The organism is Pannonibacter sp. XCT-53 (genome assembly GCF_009915765.1).
Lineage (GTDB): Bacteria > Pseudomonadota > Alphaproteobacteria > Rhizobiales > Stappiaceae > Pannonibacter > Pannonibacter tanglangensis.
On the sequence record NZ_JAABLQ010000001.1, the window covers coordinates 334,421 to 355,166 of the forward strand.

A 20,746-nucleotide genomic window follows, 5' to 3' on the forward strand; every position below is an offset into this window, starting at 1 on the left:
TTTCATCAAATTGAATGGAAGTGTAGCCGTCCCGGCTTTGAGGTTTTTGCGATAAGTCCAGGGCTTGCGCCAATCTGGCCGGGTTTCGCGGGGCGCCGGCGAGGCTGGTCCGGGGCTTGAGCGGCGGTCGGGTCTGCTGTCTCGCGCGAAAAAAGAGAGGGGTGATCGGTCAATCACCCCTCAAGTCTGGCACCAAAATGAAACCTGGTTAACCGCAGGGCGGCAACCAGCGCGCTGTCCGGTCCGGCCCCGCCGCCCCAAGGGGAGGGCAGCGCGCCAGGAGGCGGGGCGAGGGCCCCAGCCGCGAGGCACCCCGATCGCGAGACGACCCGTCCCGCGACCCGACTGCCCGCGACCAGACTGCGCATCGCACGGGCACCCGGGACAGGACCTGTCCCGGGCGGAGCGACGGGGCCAAGGTGCCCCACCGGCGCGATCAGTGCCAATCGGATTGATTCCATCTCTCGATCAGTTATTCTTATGGCATGTTGTCCCTGCGCCAGCTTCGCTATCTCGACGCCCTCGCCACCCACGCCCATTTCCGCAAGGCGGCGGAGGCCGTGGCCGTGTCGCAACCGGCGCTCTCCATGCAGATCAAGGATCTGGAGCAGGAGCTGGGCCTGACGCTGGTGGAGCGGCGCAGCGGCGCGGTGCGCCTGACGCCGGAGGGCGAGGAGGTGGTGCGGCGCGCCCGGCGGATCCTGTCCGACGTGCGTGACCTGACCGACTATGCCCGGCACCGTGGCCAGCCGCTGAACGGCCCGCTGCGGCTGGGCATCATTCCCTCGATCGCCCCCTATCTGCTGCCGCGCATCCTGCCCGTGCTGCACGACCGGCACGCGCATCTGCGCCTGACGCTGCGGGAGACGCTGACCGATCAGCTCTTGCAGGAACTGGATGACGGCGACCTCGACGCGGTCATCGTTGCGCTGCCGGTGGAGCGGGCGGATCTGGTCGCCCTGCCGCTGTTTCAGGACCGGTTCCTGCTGGCCGTGCACAACCGGCCGGATCTGGACGAACGCCGCCGGGTGACAGTCGAGGAAATCCGCCAGCACGACCTGTTGCTGCTGGAGGAGGGGCATTGCCTGCGCGACCAGGCACTCAACTACTGCCAGACGGTGGTCGGCGGGCGGCGATCCGCCTTCGGTGCGACCAGTCTGGCGACGGTGATGCAGATGGTGGCGGCCGGCTACGGCGTCACGCTGCTGCCGGAAATCTGCACGGACGTGGAGGTGCGGGACGACCGCGTCGCGCTGCTGCGCTTCGCCGATCCGCAGCCGCGCCGGATGGTCGGGCTGGTGTGGCGCCGGGCCTCGCCCCGCCGGCAGGACTTCGAGACCCTGCACCAGACGCTGGCCGGCACCCTGGCCGACATCGGCGTCGATGTGGCGGAGGGCATCAGCCCCGCGCGCGGCTCCGCCTGACGCGGGCGTCTCAGCCCGACCGGCGGATGCGATAGACGCAGCGGCGGTCGCCGGAGAGCAGGTGTTCGGTCCGCTCCACCTCCGCCTCGGGACCCAGAACCTTGCGGAACAGGGCCAGCTCGGACCGGCAGAAGCCCTGGCAGGCTGTTGCCGCGGCGCAGATCGAGCAGTGGTTCTCGATGAACAGCCAGCCATCCGCCGCGTTGCCTTCGATCTCGGCCATGTAGCCCTCGCGGTTGCGCAGGGCGGCGAGGCGGTCGAGCCGGGCGGCAAGGTCCGGCTCCTCGGCCAGGGCCTGCCGGTAGGCGGTCTCCGTTTCCTGCTCCCGCAGACCGATGAGACGCTCCAGCCCCTCCTCGCCATAGAGCTGCCGCAGCCCGCCGAGCAGGCCCGCGACAAGGGTGGAATGGTTGTCGGGGAAACGGGCGTGACCGCTCGCCGTCAGGGCCCAGACCCGGCGCGGGCGTCCCACGGCCCCTTTCTGGTCCTCGAAGGCGACAAGATCCTCGGCCAGCAGGCCATCCAGATGCTGGCGCACCGCCACGGGCGTCACGGACAGGGACGCGGCCAGGTCGGCAGCGGTCTGCGGGCCGGCGGCCTTCAAGGCATTCAGCAGGCGGGTGCGGGTTCGGTCGGACATGACAACGGATGTATCATGGATCGCCGGATATAGAAAGTTTTCTCTTTTCATATTCGCGTGAGGCAATTAAGAAATAAAAGTCTTTCTTAATTGAGGCGCGCCATGGTTGCCCCACTCGATCCCGTCACAGGTCTGTCTCCATCCCCCCGTTCCCGTTCCCCCCTGCGGCCCGGACTGCTGCAGAGGCTTGCCCGTCTTGCCGGCGGCCTGTGGCGGGCAAGGTTGCGATCTGGCCCGCCCTCTGGCCCGTCCTCTGGCCCGCAGGCCGGCCGTGACGGCGGCGCGCAGGTCGACGGGGCCGGCGCAGCGATGCCGGTGTCGGCCCTGCCGCCGGATCTCTGGGAGGATGTGCTGGGGGCCGACATGGCAGCGTCGGGACCGGGGCGGGAGAGGCGACCGGGGCTTCTGCCAGGGCAAGACCCCGCGCTGCCGTCCTTGCACGCCGATGGAAGGCCCAGCGGGCACGACCCGCGAGGCACGCTCCTCCGGCGGCGGCGCGGGCCCTAGGGCAGCCACGCGGACGGCTGTCCGGCGATTAAGGCTCCGTTACGTAATTCTGGCGATATTTGGCCGGAAACGGAGGGCTTTGATGGGACAGCTCACACGGTTTTTCGACTGGCTCCTGCTGCGCCATCAGGCGCCGGACCTGCTCATCGCCCAGTATCGCACCCTGCAGAGCCAGGTGCCGCTGCTCTACGCCCTGCTGATCGTCAATGCGGTGGCGGTGTCCTTCACCCATTTCGACGTGGCGCCGCTGTGGCTGACTGCCGGCATGCTGGTGCTGCTGATCAGTGCTTCGGCGATGCGGATGCTCACCTGGCTGCGGCGGCACAGCCTGCCGGTGACGGCTGACGTGGCCGCGCGGGAGCTCCGGCGCACGGTGGTGGTGGGAGCGGTGCTGGCGGCGGCGCATATTGCCTGGTCTCTCGCCCTCGATGCCTATGGCGGGCCTTACGAGCGCGGGCATGTCATCCTCTTCGTTGCCATCACGGTGATCGGCTGCATCTTCTGCCTGATGAGCCTGCCGCAGGCGGCGCTGATGGTGATGATCACCGTCAACACGCCGTTCCTGGCCTATTATGCGGCGACCGGCGAGCCCGTGTTCATCGCCATCGCCATGAACATCTTCCTCGTCTGCCTCGTGATCATCCAGGTGCTGCTGAACGGCTATTCGGCCCTGCGCGACCTGATCCGCTCGCGCACCGAGCTGGCGGAGAAACAGGCGGAAACGGCCCGGCTCAGCCAGGAAAACGCGCGGCTGGCCCATACGGATTCGCTCACCGGCCTGCCGAACCGGCGCTACTATTTCAACGAGCTCGACGACCAGCTCGCAGCCGCCTCGGCGGCAGGCACGGCATTCGCGGTCGCCGTCGTCGATCTGGACCGCTTCAAGCCCATCAACGACACCTATGGCCACAAGTTCGGCGACCTGCTGCTGATGGCGGTGGGCCAGCGGCTGATGCGTTTCGCGGATGCCTCCACCTCCATCTGCCGTCTGGGGGGCGACGAGTTCGGGCTGATCCTGCGCCGGCTGCCGGACAATCTCGAGGCCCATTGCCAGGACATCTGCAACGCGGTCGCCGAGCCCTACATGATCGGGTCGACCCGCGTCACCATCGGCGCCTCCTGCGGCATTGCCCTGTTTCCCGAGGCGGGCCGCACCGCGCATGAGCTGTTCGACCGGTCCGACTACGCCCTGTACAATGCCAAGATCGCGCGCCGGGGTCAGGCGACGCTCTATTCCGCCGCCCACGAGCGCAAGATCCGCTCCGACCGGGCCATCGAGAGCGGCCTGCAGACGGCCGACCTTGCGCGGGAACTGGAGCTGGCGTTCCAGCCGATCTTCGATCTGAGGTCCATGCGGCCAGTCGGTGTCGAGGCGCTGGCCCGCTGGAACAGCCCGGATCTCGGTCCCGTGTCGCCGGCCCAGTTCATCCCGCTGGCGGAAAAGGCCGGGCTGATCCACCGGGTCACGCTGTGCCTGTTCGAGAAGGCGCTGCAGGGGCTCGACGACCTGCCGCCGGGGTTCAACCTCAGCTTCAACCTGTCCGCCCATGACCTGACCTCACGCGAGACGGTGATGGCACTGCTGAGCCTCATCGGGCAAAGCCGGGTGCTGCCGTCCAGGCTCACCTTCGAGCTGACGGAGACGGCCGTCATCCGCAGCTACGAGGCGGCGGAGACCTCCATGCATCATCTGCGGCTCGCCGGGGCGCGACTGGCGCTGGACGACTTCGGCACCGGCTATTCGAGCCTCGGCTACCTGCACCGTCTGCCGATCGACCGGGTCAAGATCGACCGCAGCTTCATCGCCGGGCTGACAACGTCCGGCGCGGGCGTCGTGCCGTCGATCATCACGCTGTGCCGGTCGATGCGACTGGACTGCGTGGTGGAGGGCATCGAGACCGAGGCACAGCTCAACGCCGTGCGGGCGCTGGACTGCACCTATGGTCAGGGCTTCCTGCTCGGCGCGCCGATGATGCCGGCCGAGCTGAAGGCCTGGCTGGCCGGACCGGACCTGGCCCGACTGGAAGCCCGGGGCCAGTGCACCGACGCCATCTTCGGCTGAAGTTTCGGCTTGCTGCCGGGCGCGCGGTCGCTTACGCCGGCCCAGGGGTCGGGCCGATGGACCCCGCAGGACAGGGGGCACGCGGTGGCGGCAGGAACACGACGCCAGCAGGAGATGCGCAAGGCGCTCCGGGAGATGGCCCCGCGCATCCCGATGCTGGATGCCGGCGCCGTGCTTGACCTGGCGCTTGCCGGACATTTGCGCCACCTGCCGGTCAGCATCGCGGTCTGGCAGGCCCTCGCCTCCCATGTCCGGCACAGCCATACCGACTATGACGCGCTGCTCGACGAGGGCTATGACCGGGACGCGGCCCGCTTCTTCGTGGCCGGCGCAATGGACGCCATCCTGGCCGACTGGGGCTGCGCGCGGCGGATCGGGACCGACACGGACGCCGACTAGGGCAGGGGCGGGACGATGCGCGGCCCGCAGCGACTGGCGCCGCCACAGCCTTGCATCAAGCCGCCGACATGCCGAGGCATCACGCCGAAAAAGGGCTCAAGGGCCGCGCAGGCTGGTCCTAGCGGACCGTTTCCAGCAGCCACAGGAAGGCCATGCCGACCAGGCACAGCGCCGGAATGATGACGGCCGGATAGCCGAAGGTGACAACCGCGATCAGCCACAGCACCAGCAGGTTGAAGGCAAACCACAGGCGGTCGTTGTCGGTGCCGTGGATGGCCTCGCGCAGGAACAGGTTGAACACCGGCACGAGCATGAGGATCCGCAGGAGCAGGATCGGCGGCGTCTTGCGGCGGGCAGCGGTGGCAACGGCAGACATGGAACAGGCCTCGGCATCAGAGCAAACAGGAGCGCGGACGTAGAACTTCGTACGCGCAATCCCGTAAATGGCGGCTCAACGGGGCCGGGTCACTGCGGCGGGATGCCCTGCGGCAGGCTGCCGCAGGGACAGGTGCGCCCCGCGACCGGGGCAAGGCAAGCCGCCAACCCGCATCCGGGATGGCGGTTCGGGATGCCTTCAGGAGATGCCTTCAGGGGATGCCGGGACGGGAGGCGGGTCGGGGGCGAAGGCCGGGGATGTCTCGTCAGCGATACCCGGTCAGCGATACACGGTCAGGGACATCCGGTCAGCGATATCCGGTCAGGGACGGCGGGCGATGAGGTCGATCTCGACGAGCGCGCCGACCGCAAGCCCCGTGACACCGATGCAGGTCCGGGCCGGCAGCTGGCCGGGCGTGAAGAAGCCCCGGTAGGTCTCGTTCATGGCGGCGTAGTCGCGCTCGAACTCGGTGAGATAGACGCGCGCCATCGTCACGTGCTCAAGCCCCAGGCCGACGCCGGCCAGCACCAGCTTCAGGTTTTCCATCACCCGGGCCGTCTGGGCGGCAACCCCCTCCGGCAGGGGGGCGTCCGGGGCTGCCGGGTCGGTCGGCATCTGGCCGGTCACGAACACCCAGCCATCGGCCTCCACGGCATGGGAGAAGGGCGCGACCGGGCGCGGTCCGCCCGGGATCATGTGATGGATCGGAAGCATTGCGGTCCTTTCGCGGTTGGGAGAGGCTCAGTCCTTCGGGTAGAGCCAGTGCTCGGGGATGTGGGCCGTGACGGTCTCGCCCGGACGGATGATGCCGGGCTTCTCGACAAAGGCAACGAGGCCGCGCCGGTTGCGCGCCTTCTGCGGAAACAAGAGGTCCAGACCCGCGCGGTCCGGGTACTGCGCGGCGATGCCCTTGCCGGCGATGCGGCAGGGCACGTTGTCGCCGTCCACGCGCAGCACCGCCCCGTCCCCGAACACCAGGCGCGTGCGCGGCGGCACCAGCGAGAAATGGGGAATGCCGGAGACGAGGATGTTGCCGCCGATCCAGGCGACATCGACGCGCGGCAGGTCCATGCGGCCGGCGACGACCTCCAGCTCCTCGACCGACAGCAGCGAGATCTGCCGCTCGTTGACCATTTCGGTGCCGCGCGGATACCACGGCTCGCGCCCGCCCGAGCGGCGGGTGAAGCCGGCATGCCGTCCACCGGCAATGCCCTCGAAGGTCAGCGGCAGGCGGTCGACGTCGTGGGTGCTGAAGTCGGCCGGTGTTGCGGTCACCAGCACGCGCTCGACGGTCCCCTTGATCCGGCGTCCGGCTGTGCGGACGAGACCGTCCGGGAAGCCGTGTTCCCGCTCCTGCTTGCCGTCATCGGCCATGCGCGCCTCCTGTCTGTCCGCCAAGCTATAGCGCGCGGGCGGGCAGGCGGCCAGTCTCGACGACCGGACGGACGAGGGGCAGGCGACGGCGTGGCGACGGGTCCGCCGATGGGTCCGGCGACGGGGCCAGCGATGGATCCGGCGACGGGGACAGCCATTCATCGCTTCGGGCCGTTGCCGGCCTGCCGGTTCCGCGCGAGCTGCGGCTGTGGTGGAAGATCATCCGCCTCTGATCCGCCGGTTGAGGTGGGGGCGAAAAGGCGAGTCGCGGGAATCACTTGCAGCCATCCGGTGAGGCGATGCGGAGGATGAGCTGCCGCGCCCGCCGTCCGCCCTTCAGGCCGGTCGCCCGGCAAGTCCGCCCGGCAAGTTCGCCCGGCAAGTTCGCCCGGAACCGCGCCCGGAATCGCGCCCAGAACCGCGCCCGGCCGCCCAGTGCAGCCTCGGATCGCCTGGGGCTGGCAGATTTCAGCGCCTTGTCTGCGGCGCGTGAGGCGACGGGCCAGCCTGACCATGCGGCCGGGCGACAAGGTCGGGGAGGGCGCTCATGTCCATCCTCAACTTCAACAGGGGGCAAAACACTGAGTCGGAAGAATCGCTTAGGGGATTCTGTTTAAGGTCCTCGTGATGCGCTGCAGCATCGGCCGCCGGGTCGCCCTGCCAGAGTGCATTAACGTCCTCTCAACCACCTGAACGCCGCGACCTTGCTGCCGGGCTGCTGCGGGGGCAGGATGGCTTGCGCGGATCAGCGTTCTCGTATAAAGATATCTTTATATCAGCCAGTCACGTGAGCGGCATGAGCGAACCCCAGTATCCTGACCAGCATCTTGCGATCGATGATCTTCTCTCCGGCCTTCGGGCTGCGGGGGAGCCGAGCCGTCTGCGGCTGCTGGCGCTGCTGGCCCGCAGCGAGCTGACGGTGAAGGATGCCACGGCCATTCTCGGCCAGAGCCAGCCGCGCATCTCGCGTCACCTGAAGCTGCTCGCCGAGGCCGGTCTCGTGCGCCGCTATCCGGAAGGCTCCTGGGTGTTCTACCGGCTGTCGGAGGACGCGGCCGGCGATCTCGCCCGCGACCTCGTCGCCCGCCTGCTGGCGGCCGATCCGGTGCTGACCGCCGACGCCAGCCGCTTCGATGCCCTGCGCCGGGCGAAGGCCGAGGAGGCTGCGGCCTACTTCGCCGCCAAGGCCCGCGACTGGGACAAGGAGCGTTCGCTGCACATTGCGGAAGCCGATGTGGAAGCGGCCATGCTGCGCGCCCTTGGCGACCGGCCGTTCCAGTCCTTCCTCGATCTGGGCACCGGGACGGGCCGGCTGCTGGAGCTGTTCGCGGACCGCTACACCACCGCCCTGGGCGTGGATGCCTCGCATGACATGCTGACGGTCGCCCGGGCCAAGCTCTCAGAGCTGGGCCTCACCCGGGCGCAGGTGCGCCATGGCGACATCTATGCGCTCAACGTGCCGGCCGGCTCCTTCGATGTGGTGGCCGTGCATCAGGTGCTGCACTTCCTCGATGACCCGGCCCGTGCGCTGGCCGAGGCTGCCCGGGTGCTGCGCCCCGGCGGCCGCCTGATCATTGTCGACTTCGCCCCGCATGACCTGGAGTTCCTGCGCGAGGCCCATGCCCACCGCCGCCTCGGCTTCTCGCGCGAGCAGATGGCGCGATGGCTGGAAGGGCTCGACCTCGACGTCGAACTGGTCACCGACCTGTCTCCGGCCGGTGCGGACGGCTCGAAGCTGACCGTCACGCTCTGGCTTGCGCGCGATCCGCGCATCATCACCGATCTTCCGCTTGTCGATCTAACCCGTGAGGTTGCGTAACATGACTGCCTCGACCTTCGTCCGTCGTTCGCGCCTCGCCGAGCGCGCCCCGATCACCGCCTCCTTCGAGTTCTTCCCGCCGAAGAGCGACAAGATGGAGGCTTCGCTCTGGTCCACCGTCGAGCGGCTGGCGCCGCTCAACCCGTCCTTCGTCTCCGTCACCTACGGCGCCGGCGGGTCGACGCGCGAGCGCACCCATCGCACGGTGGAACGCCTGCTGAAGGAAACCCACCTGCTGCCGGCCGCTCATCTGACCTGCGTCGGCGCCTCGCGCGCCGAGGTCGATGCGGTCATCCAGGATTACTGGGACATCGGCGTGCGCCACATCGTGGCCCTGCGCGGTGACCCGCAGGAGGGCCTGGGCGCCCGTTACCAGCCGCGCGCCGACGGCTATGCCTATGCCAGCGACCTGGTGGCCGGCCTGCGCGCCATCGGCGATTTCGAGGTCTCCGTCTCCGGCTATCCGGAGCGCCATCCGGAGAGCGCCGACTGGAGCGTCGAGATCGACAACCTGAAGCGCAAGGTCGATGCCGGTGCGACCCGTGTCATCACCCAGTACTTCTTCGACAACGACCTGTTCGAGAGCTACCTGGAGCGCATCGCCAAGGCCGGCCTCTCGATCCCGGTCGTGCCGGGCATCCTGCCGATCCACAACTTCGAGCAGACCATGGTGTTCTCGGCCAAGTGCGGCACCTCGATCCCGCACTGGCTGGCGCGCCGCTTCTCCGGCCTCAACGAGGACGCGGAGACGCGCAAGCTCGTCGGCGCTGCGGTTGCCTACGAGCAGGTGATGGATCTGGTCGACCGCGGCATCAGTGACTTCCATTTCTACACCATGAACCGCGCCGACCTGACCTACGCCATCTGCCACATGCTGGGGATGGGCCAGGCCGAAGGCACCCGCCAGGCGGCTTGAGGGCTGCATCCGGATGAAAGGGGCGGGCGTGTCCGGAGGAACGCCGCAGCTCCCCTCTCCCCCCTTGAGGGGGAGATGTCTGCGCCAGCAGACAGAGGGGGGTATCGGCGCGTCAACAGGCGACGACCTCCCGGGTAACGGGCCAGGTAACGGGCCAGGTAACGGTAAAGTCGGCTACCCCCCTCTGCCCCCTGCCGGGGGCATCTCCCCCTCAAGGGGGGAGAGAAACCCGGGCCAGACTGTGATCGCCATCATCCCCCTGAAAATGGGGAGAGGAACCGCTGCCTCGCTCCCGTCCTCCCCGGGACGGCAGCGCCCATAAAAACGTCAGGCGCGGATGCGACACTCCGCGACAGACGCCACCGAATGTCAGGTCCGGCCCGCCGGACCTTTTGCGTGACAGGAACCGGAACACACCCATGCTGAAGAAGTCCGCCGCCTTCGACCTGCTCCATTCTGCTGCTGCCAAGCGCATCCTTGTGCTCGATGGCGCCATGGGGACGGAAATCCAGACGTTGCGGCTGGACGAGGCCGCGTTCCGGGGCACGCGCTTTGCCGACTGGCCGAAGGACCTCAAGGGCAACAACGACCTCCTGAGCCTCACGCGGCCCGATGACATCCGCGCCATCCATGTCGCCTATCTGGAGGCCGGGGCGGACATCGTCGAGACCAACACCTTCTCCTCCACCACCATCGCCCAGGCCGACTACGGCATGGAGGCGCTGGCCTATGAGCTGAACTTCGAGAGCGCGAAGCTGGCGCGTCAGGCCTGCGACATCGTCAGCGCCAAGACCCCCGAGCGGCCGCGCTTTGTCGCCGGGGCCATCGGCCCCACCAACCGCACCGCCTCCATCTCGCCGGACGTGAACAATCCCGGCTATCGCGCCGTCTCGTTCGATGACCTGCGCATCGCCTATGCCGAGGCAACCCGCGGCCTGATCGATGGCGGCGCCGACATCATCCTCGTCGAGACCATCTTCGACACGCTGAATGCCAAGGCCGCGCTGTTTGCCATCGACGAGGTGTTCGAGGAGAGGGGCCTGCGGCTGCCGGTGATGATCTCCGGCACCATCACCGACCTGTCGGGCCGCACCCTGTCCGGCCAGACGGCGGAGGCCTTCTGGTATTCGGTGCGCCATTCCGACCCGCTGTCGATCGGTCTCAACTGCGCGCTCGGCGCCAAGGAAATGCGCGCCCATATCGCGGACCTGTCGCGCGTGGCGCAGACGCTGGTCTGTGCCTATCCCAACGCCGGCCTGCCGAACGAATTCGGCGAGTATGACGAGAGCCCGGAACACATGGCCCGCCTCGTCGGCGAGTTCGCCGCCTCCGGTCTCGTCAACATCGTCGGCGGCTGCTGCGGCACCACGCCGGCGCATATCAAGGCGATTGCCGAGGCAGTGGCGGACAAGGCCCCGCGCAAGCTGCCGGACGTGCCGCGCCTGATGCGCCTGTCGGGTCTCGAGCCCTTCGTGCTGACGCCGGAGATCAAGTTCGTCAACGTCGGCGAGCGCACCAACGTCACCGGCTCCGCGCGCTTCCGCAAGCTGATCAAGGAAGGCGACTACACCGCGGCCCTCGACGTGGCGCGCCAGCAGGTGGAAAACGGCGCCCAGATCATCGACGTCAACATGGACGAGGGGCTTCTGGACTCGGAAGCCGCCATGGTCACCTTCCTCAACCTCGTCGCCGCCGAGCCGGACATCGCCCGCGTTCCGGTGATGATCGACAGTTCCAAGTGGACTGTCATCGAGGCCGGGCTGAAGTGTGTCCAGGGCAAGCCGATCGTCAACTCGATCTCGCTGAAAGAGGGCGAAGAGGCCTTCATCGCCCAGGCCAAGCTCGTGCGCCGCTATGGTGCGGCGGTCGTGGTCATGGCCTTCGACGAGCAGGGCCAGGCCGACACCTTCGCCCGCAAGACCGAGATCTGCGCCCGCTCCTACAAGGTGCTGACGGAAAAGGTCGGCTTCGCGCCGGAAGACATCATCTTCGACCCGAACATCTTCGCGGTGGCGACCGGCATCGAGGAACACAACAACTACGGCGTCGACTTCATCGAGGCGACGGGCTGGATCCGCGAGAACCTGCCGCATGCCCATGTGTCGGGCGGCGTGTCGAACCTGTCCTTCTCGTTCCGCGGCAACGAGGGCGTGCGCGAGGCGATGCATTCGGTGTTCCTCTACCACGCCATCACGCGCGGCATGGACATGGGCATCGTCAACGCCGGCCAGCTCGCCATCTATGACGACCTCGACAAGGAACTGCGCGACCTGTGCGAGGACGTGGTCCTCAACCGCTCGCCCGAGGCGACCGACCGCCTGCTCGAGGCGGCGGAGCGCTGGAAAGGCGAGGGCGGCAAGAAGAAGGAAGCCGATCTCTCCTGGCGCGAATGGCCCGTCGCCAAGCGGCTGGAGCACGCGCTCGTCAACGGCATCACCGACTTCATCGAGGAAGACACGGAGGAGGCGCGCCAGACGGCGGCCCGGCCGCTGCATGTCATCGAAGGGCCGCTGATGGACGGCATGAACGTGGTCGGTGACCTGTTCGGCTCGGGCAAGATGTTCCTGCCCCAGGTGGTGAAGTCCGCCCGCGTCATGAAGAAGGCGGTCGCCTATCTGATGCCCTTCATGGAGGAGGAGAAGCGTCTCTCCGGCCTCGAGGGCTCGTCCTCGGCGGGCAAGATCCTGATGGCAACCGTCAAGGGCGACGTGCACGACATCGGCAAGAACATCGTCGGCGTCGTGCTCCAGTGCAACAATTTCGAGGTGATCGACCTCGGCGTCATGGTGCCGGCAACCAAGATCCTTGAGGTCGCCAAGGCGGAGAAGGTCGACATCATCGGCCTGTCCGGGCTGATCACGCCCTCGCTCGACGAGATGTGCCATGTCGCGGCCGAGCTGGAGCGGGAGGGGCTCGACGTGCCGCTGCTGATCGGCGGGGCGACGACCAGCCGCATCCATACGGCGGTGAAGATCCATCCGAACTATGCCCGCGGCCAGGCAATCTATGTCACCGATGCCGGCCGTGCCGTCGGCGTGGCCTCGCGCCTGATGAGCGAAGGCCAGCGCGAGCCCTATTACGCCGAGGTGCGGACCGAATATGCCGAGATCGCCGAGGCGCATGCGGCGGCGCGTGGCGGTGGTCCGCGCACATCCATCGCGGATGCCCGCGCCAACGCCTTCCGCAGCGACTTTGCCCGCGTCGCACCGCGCCCGAAGACCCTCGGGCTGACCCGCTTCGACGACTTCCCGCTCGAAGACCTGGTGCCGCTCATCGACTGGACGCCCTTCTTCTCCACCTGGGAGATCAAGGGCCGCTATCCGGCGGTGCTGACCGACAACCGCTATGGCCCGGCCGCCAAGGCGCTCTATGATGATGCCCGGCGCATGCTGGACGAGATCGTCACGAAGAAGCTCCTGACCGCCAAGGGCGTCGCCGGTCTCTGGCCGGCGCAGGCGCGCGGCGATGACATCGTGCTGTTCACCGGGGAGGACCGCCGCCAGGAGCTGGCGACCTTCTTCACCCTGCGCCAGCAGATGTCGCGCACCGCAGGCGGGCGCGCCAACGTCGCCCTGTCGGATTTCGTCGCGCCGGAAGGCTCCGGCGTCGCCGACTGGGTCGGCGGCTTTGCGGTGACCGCCGGCCACGGCGAGGATGACCTTGCCGCGCGCTATGCCAAGGCGGGCGACGACTACAACAAGATCCTCAGCCAGGCGCTGGCGGACCGTCTCGCGGAAGCCTTCGCCGAGAAGCTGCACCAGATCGTCCGCACGGACCTGTGGGGCTATGCGGCCGGCGAGACGCTGACGAACGAGGAAATCATCGAGGAGAAGTACCAGGGCATCCGTCCGGCCCCGGGCTATCCGGCCCAGCCGGACCACACCGAGAAGGAAACCCTGTTCCGCCTGCTCGACGCGACGGCCTCCACCGGCATCCAGCTCACCGAGAGCTACGCCATGTGGCCCGGCTCGTCCGTCTCGGGCCTCTACTTCAGCCACCCGGACAGCCACTATTTCGGTGTCGGCAAGATCGAGGCGGACCAGGTGGCGGACTATGCGAACCGCAAGGGCTGGGATCTGGCCCATGCGGAACGCTGGCTGGCTCCGATCCTGAATTATGACCCGAACCGGCGGATTGCCGCGGCCGAGTGATCGGTCGCGTCAAACACACTGTTCACGTCTGCTGCAATAGTCATTGGCGGAGGCCCGCATATATTGAGGCTCAGTTGAACACCCGGCGCGACCGGGACATGTGCAGGAGCCCCAGATGACCACCGCCAAGACCATTCTCAAGATCGATGCTTCCGCTCGCAAGGCCGGGTCCATGACCCGCGAAATGACCGACACGCTGGTCGCGCGCCTGCTCGCGTCCGATGCCGACGCCCGCGTGCTGACCCGCGACGTGTCGGCCGGCCTGCCGATCGTCGACGAGGCCTGGATCGCCGCAAACTTCACCGACCCGGCCGAGCGCACCCCGGAGCAGAAGCTCAAGCTTGCCCTGTCGGACACGCTGGTGGCCGAGCTGAAGTCGGCCGATGTGGTCGTCATCGCCGCACCGCTCTACAATTTCGGCATCCCGTCCAGCCTCAAGGCCTGGGTCGACATGATCGCCCGTGCGCGTGAGACCTTCCGTTACACCGAAGCTGGCCCGGAAGGTCTGCTGAAGGGCAAGAAGGCCTATCTCGTGGTGGCCACGGGCGGCACGCCGGTCAACTCCCCGGTCGATTTCGCCACCCCGTACCTGAAGCACGTGCTGGCCTTTGTCGGCATCACCGACGTGCAGGTGGTCGCCGCCGACCTGTACTCGACCGACGTCGAGGCCAAGCGCGCCGCTGCCCGGGCCGCCGTCGAGCAGGCCGTGTCCAGCGCGGCCTGATCTGCAGCCGGCGGGCCCGCCAGTCCGGCTGAGGCCGCAGGCGCTGTCCGCATCGATGCTGTCCCCATCGACAAAAAGGAGCCGCGTGGCCGCAAGGCCGCGCGGTTTTTCATTCGCCCGGCGGCGGGCCTGTGATTGGGGGAGCGCGCTGCGGCCGTGCAAGGGAAGCGCGGCGGGCGAAAGGGCAAACGGGCGCAGGGTATGCAGGGGGAGGCGGGGCGGCCGGGAGGCGTTCGGGTGGTCCGGTCCAACGGGGTCCGGACGGGACCTGACGTTGTCGCCCGGCCCGGCATCGGCATGGGACGCAGGACAGAGACACTGCGGGCGGAGGCGTGAGAAAAAACAAAGCCGGGCAGTGTGGCGTCCTGCCCGACCGAGAACCGTCCCTCGCACTTATGCTGCCCGACCCCACGCCTGGTATCAGCTTGGGCATCAGCCTGGGTGGGCGGGCTGCGACGCGGCCAAGGCTTGCGCCGGTCGCTGGTCGCCTGGCACGTTCGACGGGCGTTGCCGCCCCGGTGCTGCCGTCCGGACGGATCCGTCCGGCAGCATCCGGTGCTCCTCTGGCATGGTCCGCCGGTCCCGGATGCCCGGGCCCCAGTGCTTCCTAGACGAGGCCGATGATGATGGCCCCGAGGAACATGAACGCCGCACACACGGCGATGACGTCAAGATGACGGACGATCGACATAGTCTGGCCTCCCGATGTCCATTTCCTGCACAATCCTTAATGTAGTGAACTGTCGGCCGCTGTCGATCCAAAAAAGTTTCCGCAGCGCACAACCGTGCGGCATTTTCGCGTCGTGATTGTCGATCATCCGGAGGGCGCAAACTGGAATATCACGATGTCCGCTTGCAAGCTGCGAGGCGAGACTGGCGGAAACTGCGTATTTCCCCGCTCGCGACACGCATTTATTCAGGCGTTTTCGCGGGTCTGCGCAACGTGAACATCCCGTCATCGGGAAGATGTGAAAATCTGCTCCGATGTACTGAATTCATTAATCGCAGTGATGAACAGAAGGCTGCGCGTTAATGTCGCATTAACCAATTTGCCCCTAGGGTAGCCGGATAACAGGGAGACCCGGTTTCCGGGAGGTGGAATGGTCAGTCTCAGCAAGCTCTCCGAGCTGGCGCTTGATCGCTCGGCAGGCGGCCGGCAGTCGCTTGTCGAGGCGGTGACCGACATGTTCCTCGCCGCCCCGCCCGAGCAGGTCGACCATGTCAGCCTGCTGTTCGGCGACATCGTGCTGAAGGTCATCGGACAGCTTGAGGACGAGGCGCGCATGGCCCTGGCGGTGCGCATCTCCGACAGTCCGAACACGCCGCATGACCTCGCCTTCCACCTCGCCAAGGACGACTTCTCCGTCGCCCAGCCGATGCTGGAGAACTCGCCGGTCCTGACCACCTCCGATCTCGTCGACATCGCCAGCACCGGCTCGATGGACCACCTGGGTGCCATCGCCGACCGGCGGCCGCTGGAAGAGGAGGTGACCAGCGTCATCGTCGACCGGGGGTCCTCGTCGGTCCTGGCCAAGGTGGCCGGCAACGAGGCGGCCCGGTTCAGCGCCAATGCCTTCGATCTTCTGGTCGAGAAGGCGCGCGCGCATCCGCAGATCCAGGAAGCGCTGATCGGGCGCAACGACATTCCGGAAGAGGGCGCGCGCCGGCTGGTGTCGTTCCTGTCGGAGGAGCTGCGCCGGCGCATCCAGGAGATGGGCGGCGACAACACGCTGGTCAACCTGCTGGCCGAGCGGGCGGCACAGGAAGTCCATGCGCAGGTGCGCGATCTCGGCAGCGCCAAGAACAAGGCCGACATGCTGATTCGCGACGTCAAGGCGCGCAAGCGGCCGGTCGATGATGCGGTCAACCAGTTCACCAAGGGGGACCGGCCGGTCGATCTTGCCATGCTCTTTGCCGAGCTGAGCGAGTTGCCGCATGAATCCGTCGCCCGCGTGGTGTTCAATCCCGAGGACACGGTGCTCAACATCCTCTGCCGGGCCAACGGCGTCTCGGATGTGGCCTACAAGAACATCGTCATGATGCGGGCCAAGCGGCTCAAGCTCACGACCAAGGATCTCAACGACGCCTTCACCCGCTATGCCCGGGTGCAGCGCGGTGACGCAAGCCGGGCGCTTCAGGCGATCAAGGAGCGGATGCGCAAGGCCTCCTGAGACCGGCGCAGCGACAGTCCCGTCCGGGACAGGGACCGAAGGCCGCGCGGGCGGCCTTCGTCCGTTTCGGGGTCAGCTCCGTTTCAGGGTCAGCTCCTTTTCAGGGTCAGCTCCGGCGCCGTTCCAGGCCCGCAAGCCAGATCGCTGCGGCCAGAGCGACAAGACCGAAGCCGATGACGGCGGCGAGATAGCCCCAGGGCGCCCACGCATCCATCGCAGCACCGGCAACCGGCGGGGCCGCGAGCGTGCCGACCTGATACAGCACCAGGAAGGCGGCATTGGCAGGCGCGAGATCCTGCGGCCGCAGCCGCTCGCCGAGAATGGCCAGGCCCAGCGTGTAGAAGGCGCAGGCCAGCCCGCCCAGCAGGAAGGTTGCCGCCAGCGCCGCACCCGGCATCGCCGTGGCAAGGCCGGACACCAGCGCCACCACGGGGAAGGCCGCCAGCATCCAGAGCATCAGACGGGTCCGGTCCATGCGGTCGGCGAGCCAGCCGAAGGCAAAGCTGAGCGTCACGCCGCCCCAGAGGAAGGCCGTCACCAGACCGAGCCCGAGGGCTTCGGCGAGCCCGAGGCGGGCGGCAAAGCTCGGCAGCAGCGCGATATAGGCATACTCCAGCGTGCCGGCCACGAGCGCTGCCGACATGCCAAGCGGCACGAGCCGTGCGACGGCGGACGGGTTGCCGCCGGCGTGGCCGTCGATCCGGGGCGCAAGGGACGCGGCTGCCACCAGTGGCAGGACGGCGAGCAGCAGGGCGCTGCCGGCGATCAGGAAGGGCTGCATCCCGTCGGTGCCGATCTGGCCGAGCAGCACCGGGCCCATGCCGTATCCGCCGAACAGGGCCACGGTGTAGAGCGACAGCACGCGGCCGCGGCTGGCATCCTCGGCGGCGGCGTTGATCCAGGTCTCGCCCAGGAGCCACGGGAACAGCAGGCCGATGCCCATCATGAAACGCAGCACCAGCCAGGCCTCGACGCTCGGCAGCAGCGGCATCAGGACGAAGCCGGCGAGGCCGATGGCACAGCCGCCCACCATCGCCGGCACGAGGCCGAGCCGGAAGGCCAGCCGGGGCGCGAAGGGCAGCAGGACCAGTGCGGCAAGCGCCGGCATGCCGGCGGCCAGACCCGTCAGCCATCCGGGCGCGCCCCAGCGGTCGAAGCTGACGGCAGTCAGCGGATATCCGATCCCGTGGGCAAGGCCCAGGAAGAAGGTCGAACCGATCACGGCGGCGAGGCCGAGCGCGCGACGGTCGGACCGGGCGGTAAGGCTGCTCATCTTGAGGTCTCCTTTCGATGCGCAAAACCGTCCCGGCGCGGTGGCGCCAGGTGGCATTTGACTTGATTTCTACGGTGTAGAATGTGTAATTCTACGGCGTAGGAATGGCAAGGGAAAAATTTCTGCGATGTCGAAAAAACCCGGTGAGGGACGTCAGGGACCACGGGGCATCGACCCGCAGGCGGTTCTCGATGCGGCCATCCGCATGCGCGAGACCGAAGGGCCGGACGGGTTCAGCCTGCGGCGGCTGGCCCAGTCTCTCGGTCTGGATCCGATGACGGTGCAGTATCACTTCGGCTCGAAGGAGAAGCTGGAGCGGGCCATGGGCGACCGGCTCAACGCCGAGCTGATCCCGGTCGATCCGGCGACGCCCTGGCGCAGCCGGCTGGAGAACCTCGCCTTCCAGTACAGGCGCGTGGCTCTCGCCTATCCGCATACGTTCCCGCTGCTTTTGCGCTTCTGGGTGACGGGGCCGGCCGACATCCGGCATGCGGAGATGGTCTATGTCGCGCTGGCCGATGCCGGCTTCAATGCGGAGGACATGGTCGACTATTGCGTCGGCTGGTATGCGGCGGTGCTTGGTCTGGCGGCGGCGGAGGCCGGCGGGCTGCTCCGCCCGGCCTCGCAGGCGATGCTGGACGAGACCGACCAGCTGGCGCCGGCCGACTTTCCCCACACCACGCGGCTGGCGGGCGAGTTCCGCCGCCAGGTCGAGGGGCGCGCCTTCCGCAAGGCGCTCGACCGGATCATGGACGGCATGGAGCTTGCGGCCGCCCGTGCGCGCGGCGAGGCCTGAGAGCCTGCCGTCAGGACACGGGACTCAGCCGGTCCGGATCGCCCGTTCAAGGAAGGCTGCCGCCAGCAGGGTGCGGGCGTCGGCCCTTGCCGGACCACAGACCTGCACCCCGAGCGGCAGGCCGGCGGCATCCCTCAGACCGCTCACCGTCACCGTCGGTCCGCCGATCAGCGTCCAGGCGCGGTTGAAGGTGGAGGCTCCGGTCGAGCCGAGCCCCCGCGGGGCAGCGCCGGGGGCGGACGGGGTCAGCACCACGTCGAAGCGGCCGAACACGCCCGCCATCGCCCGACGGCCGACACGGGCGATCTCCTGGGCCTGCCGATATGCCTCGGGGGTCACCTTGCGGCCGAAGTCCAGCGCTGCGGTCAGGATGGGGCTGAGGGCGTCGGCGTGGAGCAGCAGCTCGCGGGCCAGCGCCGTCACGGCCTCATGGTCGGAGATGACCGGATGCACCCGGTGGACCTCGGCAAACTCCGGCGGCAGGTCGATCGTGGTGACCCGTGCGCCGCGCCGTTCGGCAAGGCGTGCGGCGGTCTCGACGGCAGCCTGCATCTCGTCCGAAGCCTCGTGCCACAGCGGTCCCCGCGCCAGCGCGACATGCGGCGCCCCGGCCTCGACGCCGTCGGTGCGCAGGGGCTGGCCGGTCAGCGCGGCCGCCGCAAAGGCCACATCATCCACCCGCGCCGCGAACAGGCCGAGCGTGTCCAGTGTCGGTGAATAGGGCTTGGTGCCGGACAGGGGCAGGGTGCCGAAGGTCGGCTTGAAGCCGGTCACGCCGCAGTAGGACGCGGGCCGGTTGATCGAGCCGCCGGTCTGGGTGCCGATGGCCAGGGGGAAGAACCCCGCCGCAACCCCGGCCGCCGACCCGGACGAGGAGCCGCCGGGCGTGTGGTCGAGATTGTGCGGGTTGCGGGTGCGGGCAGGATTGAGATGGGCGAATTCCGTCGTCACGGTCTTGCCGAGGACATAGCCCCCGGCGGCAGCGATGCTGGCCGCGATGGCGCTGTCGGCCTCCGGGCGGTGCCCGTCGTAGATCGGCGAGCCGTAGCTTGTGGGGAAGGCGAGCGTGTCGCAGATGTCCTTGAGGCCCACGGGCAGGCCGCCGAGGGGGCCTGACGCGGCGCCGCCGGCGGGGGCGGGCGGACGCGCCAGCAATTCCTCGCAATGGGTGAAGGCCTGGACCGCCGCTTCGCGCAGGGCGATGGCCTCCAGGCAGCGGGCGTGGAGCGAGGCCGGCGTCTCGCGCCCCTCGACGAGGGCGCGGGCCAGATCGAGAGCCTGCAGCGGAACCTCGGCTGCGTGGGTCATGACCGGCTCACGAGGTTGCCGCGCGGCGCAGCGCCGCCGTCATCGCCGCCGCCCCGATCAGCAGGCTGCCGCCGATCCGGTTGAACAGCCGCAGCGTGCCGGGCTTGCGGATCCTTTCGCGGATGGCGGAGGCCGAGAGCGCGTAGACGAGCGCATTGATCGCGCCCATGGCCACGAAGGTCACGCCAAGCAGCACGAGCTGCGGAGCGACCGGGGCTTGCGGCGCTATGAAGTGGGGCAGGAAGGCCATGAAGAACACGATGCCCTTCGGGTTCAGGCTGGTGACCGCATAGGTGTGCCAGAACACCCGCCAGGCATCCATCGACAGGGCGGCCCGGGCGTCGGCGTCAAGACTGAGCTCGACCGGCGGCTGGCGCCACATCTTCACGCCGATCCACAGCAGATAGGCGGCTCCGACCCATTTCAGCACCGAAAAGGCGGTTGCCGAGGTGGCCAGCACCGCGCCGAGACCCAGCAGGGACGCCGTCGCTGCCGTGGCATCGCCGAGGGCCACCCCGAGCACGCAGGCAGTGGCCGCCTTGCGCCCATGCGCCAGGGCGTAGCTGACCACGAGCAGCACCGTGGGACCGGGTATGGCGACGACGACAAGCGTGGCGACCACATAGGCCAGATAGAGTTCGGCGGTCATGGAAGAGGCGTCCTTGCGGCGGCAGGTCCCATCCAGTCAGCCATGGAACCGGCCAGACTGCAAGTCCGCAACGGCTGACCGGTCAGGCCAGATGCGGCCGGACGGCACCGAACTGTCGTCGAGACTTGCTAGGGTCCGGGAATCGGGGTGCAGTTGG

At 68.2% G+C, this 20,746-nt stretch carries 16 protein-coding genes; 9 read left to right on the top strand and 7 right to left on the bottom strand.

Going from position 1 to position 20,746, the window contains the following annotated elements:
- The first annotated feature begins 485 nt into the window (after positions 1-485).
- Positions 486-1,424 carry a LysR substrate-binding domain-containing protein gene (locus tag GWI72_RS01640; protein WP_161707709.1) on the top strand — a complete coding sequence of 313 codons (939 nt, stop codon included), beginning with the start codon at positions 486-488 and terminating at the stop codon, positions 1,422-1,424.
- Positions 1,425-1,434: 10 nt separating this feature from the next.
- On the opposite strand, the gene GWI72_RS01645 is transcribed toward GWI72_RS01640, so the two are convergent.
- On the bottom strand, positions 1,435-2,064 hold the full coding sequence (locus tag GWI72_RS01645; RefSeq protein ID WP_161707710.1) for a helix-turn-helix transcriptional regulator: 630 nt from the start codon (positions 2,062-2,064) through the stop codon (positions 1,435-1,437).
- A gap of 589 nt (positions 2,065-2,653) precedes the next feature.
- Here GWI72_RS01645 and GWI72_RS01650 point away from each other — a divergent pair.
- The gene (locus tag GWI72_RS01650) at positions 2,654-4,633 is read left to right on the top strand and encodes a putative bifunctional diguanylate cyclase/phosphodiesterase (RefSeq protein WP_161707711.1); all 1,980 of its coding nucleotides are present in this window, start codon (positions 2,654-2,656) and stop codon (positions 4,631-4,633) included.
- Between the two features lie 84 nt (positions 4,634-4,717).
- Positions 4,718-5,032, top strand: coding sequence for a DUF2293 domain-containing protein (locus tag GWI72_RS01655; RefSeq protein WP_161675158.1), 315 nt, complete (start codon positions 4,718-4,720; stop codon positions 5,030-5,032).
- Positions 5,033-5,150: 118 nt separating this feature from the next.
- Here GWI72_RS01655 and GWI72_RS01660 read toward each other — a convergent pair whose 3' ends face one another.
- From GWI72_RS01660 to GWI72_RS01670, 3 genes are all read right to left on the bottom strand, one after another.
- On the bottom strand, positions 5,151-5,408 hold the full coding sequence (locus tag GWI72_RS01660) for a hypothetical protein (protein ID WP_244314186.1): 258 nt from the start codon (positions 5,406-5,408) through the stop codon (positions 5,151-5,153).
- 321 nt (positions 5,409-5,729) lie between these two features.
- A complete protein-coding gene (locus GWI72_RS01665; RefSeq protein WP_161707712.1) occupies positions 5,730-6,122 on the bottom strand; it encodes a RidA family protein in 393 nt (130 codons plus the stop codon).
- 27 nt (positions 6,123-6,149) lie between these two features.
- A complete protein-coding gene (locus GWI72_RS01670; protein ID WP_161707713.1) occupies positions 6,150-6,782 on the bottom strand; it encodes an MOSC domain-containing protein in 633 nt (210 codons plus the stop codon).
- A gap of 796 nt (positions 6,783-7,578) precedes the next feature.
- Between GWI72_RS01670 and GWI72_RS01675 the strand changes: the two genes are divergently transcribed.
- The 5 genes from GWI72_RS01675 (at position 7,579) to GWI72_RS01695 (ending at position 16,563) form a co-directional block, all read left to right on the top strand.
- Positions 7,579-8,601, top strand: coding sequence for an ArsR/SmtB family transcription factor (locus GWI72_RS01675; RefSeq protein ID WP_161675164.1), 1,023 nt, complete (start codon positions 7,579-7,581; stop codon positions 8,599-8,601).
- 1 nt (position 8,602) lies between these two features.
- Entirely contained in the window at positions 8,603-9,517 is a 915-nt protein-coding gene (gene metF, locus GWI72_RS01680; RefSeq protein ID WP_161707714.1) for a methylenetetrahydrofolate reductase [NAD(P)H], read from the top strand.
- Between the two features lie 419 nt (positions 9,518-9,936).
- Entirely contained in the window at positions 9,937-13,668 is a 3,732-nt protein-coding gene (gene metH / locus GWI72_RS01685) for a methionine synthase (RefSeq protein WP_161707715.1), read from the top strand.
- Positions 13,669-13,783: 115 nt separating this feature from the next.
- A complete protein-coding gene (locus GWI72_RS01690) occupies positions 13,784-14,392 on the top strand; it encodes an FMN-dependent NADH-azoreductase (protein WP_161707716.1) in 609 nt (202 codons plus the stop codon).
- Positions 14,393-15,492: 1,100 nt separating this feature from the next.
- Positions 15,493-16,563, top strand: coding sequence for a DUF2336 domain-containing protein (locus tag GWI72_RS01695; RefSeq protein ID WP_161675172.1), 1,071 nt, complete (start codon positions 15,493-15,495; stop codon positions 16,561-16,563).
- A 106-nt stretch (positions 16,564-16,669) separates the two neighbouring features.
- On the opposite strand, the gene GWI72_RS01700 is transcribed toward GWI72_RS01695, so the two are convergent.
- Positions 16,670-17,836: an MFS transporter gene (locus GWI72_RS01700; protein ID WP_161675174.1), complete on the bottom strand. Its 1,167-nt coding sequence runs from the start codon at positions 17,834-17,836 to the stop codon at positions 16,670-16,672.
- A 127-nt stretch (positions 17,837-17,963) separates the two neighbouring features.
- Between GWI72_RS01700 and GWI72_RS01705 the strand changes: the two genes are divergently transcribed.
- The gene (locus GWI72_RS01705) at positions 17,964-18,632 is read left to right on the top strand and encodes a TetR/AcrR family transcriptional regulator (RefSeq protein WP_161675176.1); all 669 of its coding nucleotides are present in this window, start codon (positions 17,964-17,966) and stop codon (positions 18,630-18,632) included.
- 24 nt (positions 18,633-18,656) lie between these two features.
- Here the strand turns inward: GWI72_RS01705 and GWI72_RS01710 are convergent, their stop codons facing one another.
- A complete protein-coding gene (locus GWI72_RS01710) occupies positions 18,657-19,940 on the bottom strand; it encodes an amidase (RefSeq protein WP_161675178.1) in 1,284 nt (427 codons plus the stop codon).
- Between the two features lie 7 nt (positions 19,941-19,947).
- Positions 19,948-20,589 carry a LysE family translocator gene (locus GWI72_RS01715; protein ID WP_161675179.1) on the bottom strand — a complete coding sequence of 214 codons (642 nt, stop codon included), beginning with the start codon at positions 20,587-20,589 and terminating at the stop codon, positions 19,948-19,950.
- Positions 20,590-20,746: the final 157 nt, after the last annotated feature.